Genomic DNA, 10,012 nt, shown 5'->3' with positions numbered 1-10,012 from the left:
GTCCGGATCCGGTCGACCTGAAGAACGACGTTTGGGAAGGCCGTATCCGCGTTCAGCGCGACTTCTAATCGGCTTATCCTGATCGGATGAGAGAACCCCGGTGGCAACACCGGGGTTTTTCTTTTTGTCAGCGTGAACGATCAAATGGTTCTTTCACGCTGACAAAGCGTTCTCGGCAACGTGGATTGGTTTGGCGTTAGAAGAAGCGGAAAACCGAAGAAGTGGAATGGTCCACGGCACTGAAAAAGCTTCCAAGCCTTTTCCATCTGATCTCGGGGAGAAGGAGCTTCCTGTCAGTCCTGGGCATCAACCCCGACGGCAAAATCTCTGATGATCTGAATGAGATCGCCGTCGAGAGAGGGGGCATGACCCTGGTCCGGCAGCGTGATGGCCGTGAGGTGCGGATGCCGCTCCTGCATCATCCGCAGGGTTTCGACCGTCAGCAGGTCGGAATTGTTCCCCCGAATGACGAGAACGGGAACCGGCTTCAAATTCTCGAACAGCGGCCACAGATCCGGCAAAGGCCCTTCGAGATCGAGAGTCTCGAGGTTTTTCGCCAAGTTAGGATCGTAGTTGAGAACGAAGCCGTCTTCACTCTCACGCCAAGTGCCCCGCGCCATCCGTTCCCATTGCTCGTAGGTGTAAAGAGGAAACTGAGACTGCGAGATCTGCCGCAGGATTTCTGCGGCTTCACTCATAGTCCGAGGGGTAGAGAGCTTGCCGACATAGCTTCGGATCCGCATCAGCCCTTTGGCTTCAAGGACCGGACCGACATCGTTCAGAACCGCGCCGGCGATAAGTTCAGGACGGACCGCACTCAAGGCCATCGTGATCAGGCCGCCGCGGGAAGTTCCGATGAAGATTGCGCTTTCGATCCCGGCTGCTGCCAGCATTCGTAATGTATCGTCGAGTTCGATCTTGAGGTCGTAATTGCGCCAGTCCTTGTCCCATTCGGAGCGCCCACGTCCTCGATAGTCCAGAGACAGAACACGGCGCGGGTGGGATGGATCCCGGCTCAGGGCCTCGGCCAGATCGTGAAAGTCTTCAGAGGTCCTGGCCAGTCCAGGCAAGCATATGATGGGAAGCGCATCCCCGGACTCAGAGCCATAGTCGCGGGCGTAGAGCTTCAGCCCGTCGGTGGCAGATACGGAAAGATCGCGATAGGAGCGGCTCATCTCAGTCCGGCCTCAAGGGTCTCGACGAGCCGCATCCTGCATCATTAATTGGTGCTTGTCGCATCCGCCGTTGCCGGGACAAGCGGCGCAGGCTTTTCGTTCAACCGCTGCCGGTAGACGCGCAAGTTCTCCAGCACGCGTTGGACGTAGTTGCGCGTTTCATAGAAGGGGATGCGTTCGATCCAATCGACCTCGTCCACGTCCGGCTTGCGCGGATCGCCGTAGGTCCTGACCCACTTGATCACATTGCCGCCGCCCGCATTATAGGACGCGAAGGCGAGGATATAGGAGCCCTTCCAGTCCTCCATCAGCTCGCCGAGATGGGCCGAGCCGATTTTGGCGTTGTAGGATGGGTCCTCGATCAGCCGCTTCAGATCGAAGCCGACGCCGAACCGCTGTGCGGTTCTCTTCGCGGTAGCCGGCATGAGCTGCATGAGGCCCCGGGCCCCTGCGCTCGAGATGGCGCGTGGATTGAACGCGCTCTCCTGCCGGGCGATGGCATAGACCATGGCGGGCTCGACCTCATCGCCGACCGGCTGGAAATCCGGGATGGCCGCAAGCGGATAGGCATGCTGGTCGAGTGGGAAGCCTCGCTGCAGGGCCGTCTTGCCGATGGACAGCACCGCCCGGGGATTCTGCTGAGATGCAGCCAGGCCGGCCAGGGCATCGAGCTGTCCCGGATCGCTCAAGGACTGTGCGAGATCGGTGTAGAGGCTGAGAGCAAGATCCTGCTCGCCGATCTGCTGCAGCAGTTTCACCGCCTGAACGGGAATGAGAGCATCGAACGCCTTGCGTTCCTCTTCTGTCAGGGGATCGACTTTTCGCAGCGAGATGGTCTGACCGAGTTTCGCCTGGGCCAATTGGCCGTAATAGGTCGTCGGCTGGTCGGCTGCGCGTCCGTAGAAGATTTTCGTGTCCTGTCCCAGGCCGGCCGCCTCTGCCGCGCGTCCCTGCCAATAGGCGATGCGCGAGATAGAGATGGGAGTCGAGGCCGTTTGGGCGACGGTCGCGAAATGCTTGGAGGCTGTCGCGGGGTCGTTCAGGAAGCGAAGCGCTATCCACCCCGCGTGAAACTCCGCCTCGATCTGCTGCACAGGCGATTCCGCGGCATGATGACTCGCTACTTCATAGGCGGTCGTGGCATTGCCCTTGTCGAGCAGAGCACGGGTGATCAGACGCTGTTCGGCCCACCATTCATCACCGTCGACCCGTAATTCGGGGTCCCGTGGCGCCTGCATGATGATCGCGGCCGCTTCCACCAGGTTGTTGCTTCGGCGTTGGAGTAGCGCCTTGGAGAACAGATAGGAGGGGTCGCTCCGCAGGGAGGCCGGCACGGCCGCGAAGGCCTTCTCGGCCTTCTTCTTTCCCTGGAAGACAGCCATGCGCGCCTTGACCAGCAGCTCATACTCCTTGCCTGCATGGCCGGCCGCGCGCTGGGCTCCGCCCCAATTCTCCTTCAGGAGAAGCCGCTCCATGCGAAAGCGGTGATCGGCTTTTGCCAGGACGTCCGGAAAGCGGTCAAGGATGCGGCGCTCCGCGTCGGGACCGAAGGTATCCTCCCGCCAGATATGGCGGATTTTCTCATTCGCTTCCTGCGTGAAGCCCTCGGCCTGAAGTGCGAAGGCGAGGGCGATCCGAGCGGCGGGTGTTCCTGGAGGCTGCTTGGCGAAAAAGGCGCGGACCTGCGACGGGGGTCTGCGCTCGGCCAGCAGCGCGTCCTCACTCCGTCTTCGAAGCTGGCTGGTGACCGGCCAGCCCGGATAATCCTTCTGAAAGGCCAGGATGCGGTCGAGACCCATGGTGAAGCCGCTGCGGATCGCAAACCACTCGACCAGGGCGTGGGCGGCGGGCTGGGAGAGCTTCGTCTTGAGGATCTGAGCCTCGGTCAGATCGTTGTCCCGATAGGCCTTGAAGATCCCCGGCAGGTGGTCCAGGTCTCCCGGAACCGGGGCGACGGGCACGAAGCTTTCCAGAGAAGGTGGTTGGGTCGGTTCCGGCGTGTTGAGGGGAGTTTCGGTTGCGTGGGCAGTAAGAATGGAGAGTTGGACAAGCGCGACGGATGTCACAAGACATATGAGAGGACGCATGTTGAGGCTCACCCGCTAACCCCCTTGCCGCCGTCTTATATCTTATTGTGACGACGTTTCTCTTGAGGAAACACTAAGAGCCGAGCTAGGACAACTCCCCGAAGGAACGTTTGCGCGCATGCGCCGCACCCCCTATGTGTTAAACCCTTGTGGCTTCGAAGAAGAGCCGGCGCGATTATTGAGGATAACCCCATGACCCAATTCAAAGGCTCCATCACGGCTCTGGTGACCCCCTTCAAGGATGGAGCCGTGGATGAAGCGGCGTTCCGGTCCTTCATCAATTGGCAGATCCAGGAGGGGACGAACGGACTCGTGCCCGTCGGCACGACGGGCGAGAGTCCCACGCTCAGCCACAAGGAGCACGAGCGGGTTGTCGAGATCTGTGTCGATGAGACGAAGGGCAGGGTGCCTGTGATCGCCGGCGCCGGCTCCAACAGCACGGCGGAGGCGGTGGCCTTCTCCAAGCACGCGGAAAAGGTCGGCGCCGACGCGGTGCTGATCGTGACGCCCTATTACAACAAGCCGACGCAGGAAGGCCTCTACCAGCACTTCAAGGCCATCAATGATGCCATCGGGATCCCGATCTTCATCTACAACATCCCCGGCCGCTCGATCATCGATATGTCGGTGGAGACGATGGCACGGCTCTATGAGCTGAAGAACATCGCCGGCGTAAAGGATGCGACCGCCAATATGGCGCGCGCGAGCCAGCAGCGGCAGGTGCTGGGGCCCGATTTCATCCAGCTCTCCGGCGAGGACGCGACCGCGCTCGGCTTCATGGCCCATGGCGGTCATGGCTGCATCTCGGTGACCTCGAACGTCGCGCCCCGGCTCTGTGCCGAGATGCAGAACGCCTGTCTGAATGGCGATTACGCTTCGGCCCTGAAGGTGCAGGACCGCCTCATGCCCCTGCACACCAATCTGTTCGTCGAAACGAACCCGACGCCCGTGAAGTATGCCGCCTCCCTGCTCGGCCTGATGGAGGATAATGTGCGCCTGCCGCTGGTGCCCGCCTCCGAGGGCGCGAAGCAGGCTGTCCGCTCGGCCATGGTCCATGCGGGGCTGATCAACGCTTAAAATTGCTCATGTCAAAAGATCCAAAGAGTGCCAACCGCGTCGTCGCCGACAACCGGAAGGCGCGGTTCAATTACGAGATCCTCGACACCTACGAGGCGGGGATCGCGCTGACCGGCACGGAAGTGAAATCGCTGCGTCAGGGGAAGGCGACTATCGGCGAGGCCTATGCCGGGCCGTCGGGCGAGGAGTTCTTCCTCTTCAACGCCTATATCCCGGAGTATCTCCAGGCGAACCGCTTCAACCACGAGACGAAGCGTCCGCGCCGTCTGCTGCTGCACAAGCGCCAGATCGACAAGCTGATCGGCGCCACGCAGCGCGAGGGCTTCACCGTGATCCCGCTCAAGATCTATTTCAATGACCGCGGACGGGCGAAAGTGGAACTCGGCCTTGGCCGAGGCAAGAAGCTGCACGACAAGCGCGAGACGGAGAAAGAGCGATCCTGGAACCGGGAGAAGGCGCGTCTCATGCGCGAGAAGGGCTGACGGAACGTTCTCTCGCGCTAATTTCCTCTCAATCTTTGGGAGGAAAAACATGGCGTCGGTTGCTCTGGTCTCGGTTCTTGGTCCCGATCGGGTCGGTCTTGTCGCGGCGATCGCGGAACATCTGTTCGATGTCGGCGTGAACCTGAGGGATACGACCTTCGCGGCCCTCGGCTCGGGCGCCGAATTCGTCGCGCTTTGTGAGCTTCCCACGGATCTGACGGCCGCCAGCATCGAGGCGGGCCTGAAGCAGCTGCCCGAGCTAGAGGGGGCCGAGATCCGGGCGGTTCCCTATGCCTTCGACCCGAGCCCCGGTCCTGCAGGCAGCATCACGCACCGTATCGCGATCAGCGGCGGCGATCAGCTCGGCCTCGTGGCCCGGCTCTCGGAAGTCTTCAAGCAATACCAGGCCAATATCGTGCGCCTCGAAGCGCGCAAGCTTCCGGACAGCGAGGGCGGTCTCTATGTGACCCGGTTCGCCGTGTCGATCCCCACCGGGCAGACGGACCTGTGCCTGGCGACAGTCAGCAACACCGCAGGCTCGCTTGGCTTGAACTGCCAGGTCGAAGAGAGTTCATTCTAAAAAGCGAATGGCCGGGACTTGCCCGGCCATGGATGCTCTGTGCGGAATCCGACACTCAGATGTCGAAATCGTCGTCCTGCGGCTGCCGGATGCCGTAGCGGCTCTCGAGGGCACCGTTGCGCGGCGGCTGCTGCGGGCGCACGCGGTCCTGACGATCTCCGTTCTCATTTCCGACACGCTGCGGACGGTCCGAGGGGTCGCGTCCGATGCGGGAAGCGAGCTGTGACAGGTCGAGGAATTCATCGGCCTGGCGGCGCAGCTCATCGGCCACCATCGGCGGCTGAGTCGTGACGGTGGAAACGACGGAGACCCGCACACCACGACGCTGCATGGCCTCGACCAGGGACCGGAAATCACCGTCGCCGGAGAACAGGACCATATGGTCGATATAAGGAGAGAGCTCGAGCGCATCGATGGCGAGCTCGATATCCATGTTGCCCTTCACCTTGCGGCGGCCGGCGGAATCCACGAATTCCTTGGTCGGCTTCGTCACCACCCGATAGCCATTGTAATCGAGCCAGTCGATCAGCGGGCGGATGGAAGAATATTCCTGATCTTCCACAAGCGCAGTGTAGTAAAAGGCCCGGACCAGAGCACCCCGACCCTGGAATTCCTTCAGCAGGCGCTTGTAATCGATATCGAAGCCAAGAGTTTTAGTGGTAGCGTATAGGTTGGCGCCATCAATGAAAAGCGCGATCCTCTGCTGGCCTGACATAAGTATTCTCTATTTGTATCTGCCGAAGCGGCATAACAACCTTTATTATTCAAGCGGCATCTATTATTTACGTTCGCAATATAATTGCGCGATAAAATCACGACGCGCCTTAGAACAGGCTGCTATTAACCCTTCGGACGAGCAAAAACGACAAAGTAAAATACTTAATGGCGTGTAAATGCCAAGAGTCAAGTTGGCAGAACCAAGGCAGTCAAGCCTGTGTGTGATAAATAAACAGCTTTTATGATTTAAGGCTGCGACTGCCCGGTTTGGTTGCCGGAAGGGCGGCCAATTCGGCCGGAACCTGGTCCGGCGCATAGGCCGGGATGTCGAGCTGAACCAGGGACACCAGGGGGACGCCGAGATCCGCCTTACCCCCGGAGCGGTCGATGAGGCAGGCGGCGCCGAGAATCGTGCCGGGATGTTCCCGTAGGGCCGTCAGGCATTCCCGAGAGGAAAGGCCGGTCGTGACGATGTCCTCCACCATGACGACGCGAGCGCCCTCCGGAATGGTAAAGCCACGGCGCAGGACGAACACGCCGTTCTCGCGCTCGACGAAGATCGCCTTGGAGCCCAGATGCCGAGCGGTCTCATATCCCGGAACGATGCCGCCGACGGCCGGCGAGACCACGTAATCGACAGCCCCGAAGGTCTCCCTGATCTTCTCCGCCAGTGCCCGGCAGACCCGCTCGGTGCGCGCCGGATCCTGGAACACGAACATCTTCTGCAGGAAGACTGGGCTGTGCAGCCCCGACGACAGAATGAAGTGCCCCTCCAGCAGCGCACCGGCAGAGCGGAATTCGTCGAGAACGTCGTTCGGGGTCATGGGCTCAGGTCTCCTGCGTCGGCGCTGTTTGGCAGGGGCAAGGGCAGGAGGCAAGGGGCAATGCCGCAACAGAAGCAGCCACGCCAAGAAACTTACTTGACGAATACAGTTCCAGGTGATGTTGTATCGTATCGACTTGCGGGGACAAGATGAGCGTCGAAGAGAAGCTACGTATTCTGTCAGAAAAAATAAGGTCTCACTCAAGTGTTATGGTCACGGAGGGTAATTACCCACGCCCTTGTCAGCAGGCTCAATTCCTGAATCCATGGGGCGATGGATCGCACTGATTTGCAGCGTCTGACAAAGGAAGAGCTGATTGAGTTGGTGCTGCGGATGCAGCGTCCGCAGAAGACCTCACGCACATCCTCAAAGCCGCCCTCGACCGATCGCAAGGAGCGTCGGGATCAGGCCAAGCCCGGTGGCGCCAAGCCGGGGCATGACGGGCACAGCCGCGCCATGAGCCCGGATGTGGATCGCCTCGTCGACCATCAGCCGGACCACTGCCCATGCTGCCGCGCCAGGCTGGCGACCGATCTTCCGACCGAGACCGTGAGCGAACACGACACGATCGAGCTGCCCGCGATCAAGCCGTGGATCGAGCGCCATCGGCGTCTTGCGGTTCGCTGTCCGTCCTGCGGGACGCGGGTTGTTGCCCCCGTGCCCGCCGCCGCCAAGGGGACGCCGTTCGGGCCGCGCGTCCATGCCGTGGCCACCTATCTCAAGACCTTTCAGAGCCTGTCCTACGAGCGGCTGCAAAGCGCGTTCGCCGACCTCTTCGGTCTCACGCTCAGCCAGGGTGGCCTCATGAACCTGCTGCGCCGGGCGCAGGGCGCCTTCGCGGCCGAGCGCGACAAGGCCGTCGCGGCGTTGCGCCAGGCCAAGGTTGTCGCTTCCGACGAGACCGGCGTGCGGATCGAGGGTAGCAGCGCCTATCATTGGGTGTTTCGCTGCTCTGAGGCGGTGGTCCATCACGCCTCGCCGACCCGCGGCGCCAGCGTGGTCCGGACCGTGATGGACGGGCACCGGCCCGAGGTCTGGTGCTCCGACCGCTACAGCGCGCAACAGGGCCATGCCGACGCCCACCAGACCTGCCTGGCCCATCTGTCCCGCGACGTCGCCTATGCCGATGAGGCCAGCGACGATGTCCTGATCTCGCGTCTCAAGCTGTGGCTGCACCGGGCCTTTGCCCTGGCGGAGGGTGTCGCAACCCTCGCCGCCTCGACCCTCGCCCGCAAGCGCCGCGTCCTGGAGCGCAGTCTGGACGCGATCCTGGCCGCGCCGACCTCCTGCGATCTCGCCCGCGACCTTCAGAGCAAGTTCCGGCGCGCCCGCGATCAGCTTCTGACCTTCGCCCACTGGCCCGGCCTGGTTGAGGCGACGAACAACGCCTGCGAACGCGCCCTCAGACCGGCCGTGATTCAGCGCAAGGTGACCAACGGTTATCGGGCCATGTGGGCGGCCGAGGGCGAAGCCGACATTCGCACCGTCGTCGACACGGCTCGCCTCGGCCCGGGAACCAATGCGTTCAAGACGATCCTTCAGACCGTGTCCGCCTGAACCTCAGTTCTGAATGGGGCGTGGGTAATTACTCTCAAGGCGCCGCATAGATCGGCCACGTACGTGGCCACATCGACGTGCTGAGCCCTTTCCGACTTACTGAGAAGGTCGTGGACCCGCGCCATGGCGTTGAGACGATCTTGGGCCTCCTCGAAGAGGGCCCTGACCGCAGGGTCCGGCTGCCGCCGCCCTTGAATGCCGAGGAGAGAAGCCGCGATGGCGAGGCTGTTCTTGGCCCGGTGGTTGACCTCCACCAGCAGCATCTCCCGCTCGGCGACCAACGCCGACAGCTTTTTGTTGGCAGCTTCCAGCTCTCCGGTTCGTGCCGCCACCCGGTTCTCCAGTTCCGAAGCGAGGGTCCGAAGGTTTTCCTCCGCGTCGTAACGGCGGGTGATGTCGAGGTAAGAGAGGAAATGATTGGTGACGGTGCCCTGGCCGTCATCCACCGGGCTGGCGAACAGCATCGCCCGAAACGGGGTGCCACCTTTTCGGTACTGAAGGATTTCCAAGGTTTCGTCTCGCGCTTGCGTAATTGCAGCCTGATAGCGCCGGATGGCCTCCGGGTCTGTGCCTGCGCCGTTCATGAAGTGCGGGTCCTGACCAAGCAGCTCGTCCATGGTGTAGCCGGACAAGTCGACAAATGCCTGGTTGGCAAAAACAATCGGGTTGCCGGGCAGGGTGGCGTCGGTCACGAGCATCGGCATGCGGGTCCGCCGGACGGCCTCGACGAACAGGCCACCCTGCTGCCGTACGGCTTCGATGTGCCGTTCGGCGACGGTTCGCTCAGGGGTGTCCGCCTTGTTCTCCTGAAACTTGTTCATAGCCAATCCGGTCTGATGGGACTGTAGATGAATAAAAGGCCCCGTTTTCGGGGCCTTCTCCATTCAGCCGTTCGAGCGCTTCAGTCGAATAACTCTTGAAGAAAGGACTTCTTCCTCTTGGAATGCCCGTACTGATGGCCATGCCCATATGGCTGAGCATAGCCCCGATCATGACCTTGATCATACTGCGGCTTCGAAAATGAAGGTTGCTGCACTGGGGCAGGAGAAGGCGCATCTTGGGCGCTCCGCTCGAGGATCTTGTCGAGTTCCCCACGGTCGAGCCAAACGCCACGGCATTGCGGGCAATAGTCAATCTCGACGCCTTGTCGCTCACTCATTACGAGGGAAACTTGACAGACGGGACATGGCATACCGGCGGCACTGGTCATAGGCGGACCTCCTAAGGTTGATAACCGGATAATGAGCCAGACCGCCAATCAGTCTTACACTGATCAGCGCCAGGCGTTCTCACTGCAGTCCGACATCACAGCCACACGCCCGTGGTTGTCAGAGGGGCCCGGCCCGCAAAGAACACATGGGTGCGTGGAGACTAGCCTTCAAGCCTGACCTGGCCTGCCCCCTGAGAAGTGGTCCTCCCTGATGTATGGCTTTCAAGCCGAATGGAGGACAAGCGAATGAGCAAGAAGAGACACACGGCCGAGGACATCGTCGCGAAACTGCGGCAGGTGGAT

Annotated in this window: 11 protein-coding genes; 4 read left to right on the top strand and 7 right to left on the bottom strand. The window is 61.4% G+C overall.

Going from position 1 to position 10,012, the window contains the following annotated elements; genetic code table 11:
• Positions 1–293: 293 nt before the first annotated feature.
• Both ACS5Q1_RS44190 and ACS5Q1_RS44185 read right to left on the bottom strand, forming a co-directional pair.
• Positions 294–1,175, bottom strand: a complete 882-nt coding sequence (locus tag ACS5Q1_RS44190) for an alpha/beta fold hydrolase (RefSeq protein ID WP_473104166.1) — start codon at positions 1,173–1,175, stop codon at positions 294–296.
• Positions 1,176–1,219: 44 nt separating this feature from the next.
• Positions 1,220–3,262, bottom strand: a complete 2,043-nt coding sequence (locus ACS5Q1_RS44185) for a lytic transglycosylase domain-containing protein (RefSeq protein ID WP_473104165.1) — start codon at positions 3,260–3,262, stop codon at positions 1,220–1,222.
• Positions 3,263–3,454: 192 nt separating this feature from the next.
• On the opposite strand from ACS5Q1_RS44185, the gene dapA reads away from it, so the two are divergent.
• From dapA to ACS5Q1_RS44170, 3 genes are read left to right on the top strand one after another with little or no spacing between them, the layout of a single operon-like run.
• The gene (gene dapA, locus ACS5Q1_RS44180) at positions 3,455–4,339 is read left to right on the top strand and encodes a 4-hydroxy-tetrahydrodipicolinate synthase (protein WP_473104164.1); all 885 of its coding nucleotides are present in this window, start codon (positions 3,455–3,457) and stop codon (positions 4,337–4,339) included.
• Positions 4,340–4,347: 8 nt separating this feature from the next.
• Complete coding sequence (gene smpB, locus ACS5Q1_RS44175) at positions 4,348–4,821, top strand: SsrA-binding protein SmpB (protein ID WP_036350314.1); 474 nt, start codon at positions 4,348–4,350, stop codon at positions 4,819–4,821.
• 49 nt (positions 4,822–4,870) lie between these two features.
• Positions 4,871–5,401, top strand: coding sequence for a glycine cleavage system transcriptional repressor (locus ACS5Q1_RS44170; RefSeq protein WP_473104163.1), 531 nt, complete (start codon positions 4,871–4,873; stop codon positions 5,399–5,401).
• A 55-nt stretch (positions 5,402–5,456) separates the two neighbouring features.
• On the opposite strand, the gene ACS5Q1_RS44165 is transcribed toward ACS5Q1_RS44170, so the two are convergent.
• Entirely contained in the window at positions 5,457–6,116 is a 660-nt protein-coding gene (locus ACS5Q1_RS44165) for a LabA-like NYN domain-containing protein (protein WP_473104162.1), read from the bottom strand.
• Positions 6,117–6,357: 241 nt separating this feature from the next.
• Positions 6,358–6,942 carry an orotate phosphoribosyltransferase gene (gene pyrE, locus ACS5Q1_RS44160; RefSeq protein ID WP_473104161.1) on the bottom strand — a complete coding sequence of 195 codons (585 nt, stop codon included), beginning with the start codon at positions 6,940–6,942 and terminating at the stop codon, positions 6,358–6,360.
• Positions 6,943–7,215: 273 nt separating this feature from the next.
• Between pyrE and tnpC the strand changes: the two genes are divergently transcribed.
• A complete protein-coding gene (gene tnpC, locus ACS5Q1_RS44155; RefSeq protein WP_473104160.1) occupies positions 7,216–8,499 on the top strand; it encodes an IS66 family transposase in 1,284 nt (427 codons plus the stop codon).
• On the opposite strand, the gene ACS5Q1_RS44150 is transcribed toward tnpC, so the two are convergent.
• Genes ACS5Q1_RS44150 through ACS5Q1_RS44140 form a run of 3 tightly spaced genes read right to left on the bottom strand, consistent with a single transcriptional unit; the run spans position 8,481 to position 9,691 of the window.
• Positions 8,481–9,320, bottom strand: a complete 840-nt coding sequence (locus ACS5Q1_RS44150; protein ID WP_473104159.1) for a histidine kinase dimerization/phosphoacceptor domain -containing protein — start codon at positions 9,318–9,320, stop codon at positions 8,481–8,483. The two genes, tnpC and ACS5Q1_RS44150, sit on opposite strands and share 19 nt — an antisense overlap.
• Positions 9,283–9,504, bottom strand: coding sequence for a hypothetical protein (locus ACS5Q1_RS44145; protein WP_473104168.1), 222 nt, complete (start codon positions 9,502–9,504; stop codon positions 9,283–9,285). Before ACS5Q1_RS44145 ends, ACS5Q1_RS44150 begins: the two co-directional genes overlap by 38 nt.
• On the bottom strand, positions 9,401–9,691 hold the full coding sequence (locus ACS5Q1_RS44140) for a TFIIB-type zinc ribbon-containing protein (protein WP_473104167.1): 291 nt from the start codon (positions 9,689–9,691) through the stop codon (positions 9,401–9,403). Before ACS5Q1_RS44140 ends, ACS5Q1_RS44145 begins: the two co-directional genes overlap by 104 nt.
• Positions 9,692–10,012: the final 321 nt, after the last annotated feature.

This window comes from Microvirga sp. GN3 (assembly GCF_055792825.1).
Note: the sequence above shows the minus strand (reverse complement) of the source record. Positions and strands in the feature narration are given on the sequence as shown.

Excerpts from the sequence above, each read along its gene's own strand:
- ACS5Q1_RS44190 (WP_473104166.1), bottom strand. The coding sequence starts at position 1,175 with ATGAGCCGCTCCTATCGCGATCTTTCCGTATCTGCCACCGACGGGCTG.
- ACS5Q1_RS44185 (WP_473104165.1), bottom strand. The coding sequence starts at position 3,262 with ATGCGTCCTCTCATATGTCTTGTGACATCCGTCGCGCTTGTCCAACTC.
- dapA (WP_473104164.1), top strand. The coding sequence starts at position 3,455 with ATGACCCAATTCAAAGGCTCCATCACGGCTCTGGTGACCCCCTTCAAG.
- smpB (WP_036350314.1), top strand. The coding sequence starts at position 4,348 with ATGTCAAAAGATCCAAAGAGTGCCAACCGCGTCGTCGCCGACAACCGG.
- ACS5Q1_RS44170 (WP_473104163.1), top strand. The coding sequence starts at position 4,871 with ATGGCGTCGGTTGCTCTGGTCTCGGTTCTTGGTCCCGATCGGGTCGGT.
- ACS5Q1_RS44165 (WP_473104162.1), bottom strand. The coding sequence starts at position 6,116 with ATGTCAGGCCAGCAGAGGATCGCGCTTTTCATTGATGGCGCCAACCTA.
- pyrE (WP_473104161.1), bottom strand. The coding sequence starts at position 6,942 with ATGACCCCGAACGACGTTCTCGACGAATTCCGCTCTGCCGGTGCGCTG.
- tnpC (WP_473104160.1), top strand. The coding sequence starts at position 7,216 with ATGGATCGCACTGATTTGCAGCGTCTGACAAAGGAAGAGCTGATTGAG.
- ACS5Q1_RS44150 (WP_473104159.1), bottom strand. The coding sequence starts at position 9,320 with ATGAACAAGTTTCAGGAGAACAAGGCGGACACCCCTGAGCGAACCGTC.
- ACS5Q1_RS44145 (WP_473104168.1), bottom strand. The coding sequence starts at position 9,504 with ATGATCAAGGTCATGATCGGGGCTATGCTCAGCCATATGGGCATGGCC.
- ACS5Q1_RS44140 (WP_473104167.1), bottom strand. The coding sequence starts at position 9,691 with ATGCCATGTCCCGTCTGTCAAGTTTCCCTCGTAATGAGTGAGCGACAA.